This is a genomic window from Citrobacter sp. R4, from assembly GCF_026719175.1.
In the GTDB taxonomy this organism is placed as follows: domain Bacteria; phylum Pseudomonadota; class Gammaproteobacteria; order Enterobacterales; family Enterobacteriaceae; genus Citrobacter_A; species Citrobacter_A sedlakii.
This window is the reverse complement of the sequence record NZ_JAPPSU010000055.1, coordinates 1-820: the sequence shown is the minus strand read 5'-3', so window position 1 is coordinate 820 and position 820 is coordinate 1. Positions and strand designations below refer to the sequence as shown.

Below are 820 nucleotides of genomic sequence, written 5' to 3'. Positions count from 1 at the left end.
GGCACTGTTGCAAATAGTCGGTGGTGATAAACTTATCATCCCCTTTTGCTGATGGAGCTGCACATGAACCCATTCAAAGGCCGGCATTTTCAGCGTGACATCATTCTGTGGGCCGTACGCTGGTACTGCAAATACGGCATCAGTTACCGTGAGCTGCAGGAGATGCTGGCTGAACGCGGAGTGAATGTCGATCACTCCACGATTTACCGCTGGGTTCAGCGTTATGCGCCTGAAATGGAAAAACGGCTGCGCTGGTACTGGCGTAACCCTTCCGATCTTTGCCCGTGGCACATGGATGAAACCTACGTGAAGGTCAATGGCCGCTGGGCGTATCTGTACCGGGCCGTCGACAGCCGGGGCCGCACTGTCGATTTTTATCTCTCCTCCCGTCGTAACAGCAAAGCTGCATACCGGTTTCTGGGTAAAATCCTCAACAACGTGAAGAAGTGGCAGATCCCGCGATTCATCAACACGGATAAAGCGCCCGCCTATGGTCGCGCGCTTGCTCTGCTCAAACGCGAAGGCCGGTGCCCGTCTGACGTTGAACACCGACAGATTAAGTACCGGAACAACGTGATTGAATGCGATCATGGCAAACTGAAACGGATAATCGGCGCCACGCTGGGATTTAAATCCATGAAGACGGCTTACGCCACCATCAAAGGTATTGAGGTGATGCGTGCACTACGCAAAGGCCAGGCCTCAGCATTTTATTATGGTGATCCCCTGGGCGAAATGCGCCTGGTAAGCAGAGTTTTTGAAATGTAAGGCCTTTGAATAAGACAAAAGGCTGCCTCATCGCTAACTTTGCAACAGTGCC

At 52.4% G+C, this 820-nt stretch carries 1 protein-coding gene; it reads left to right on the top strand.

Going from position 1 to position 820, the window contains the following annotated elements:
- The first annotated feature begins 63 nt into the window (after positions 1-63).
- Positions 64-768, top strand: a complete 705-nt coding sequence (locus OOJ60_RS24515; protein ID WP_001067855.1) for an IS6-like element IS26 family transposase — start codon at positions 64-66, stop codon at positions 766-768.
- The last annotated feature ends 52 nt before the right edge of the window (positions 769-820 follow it).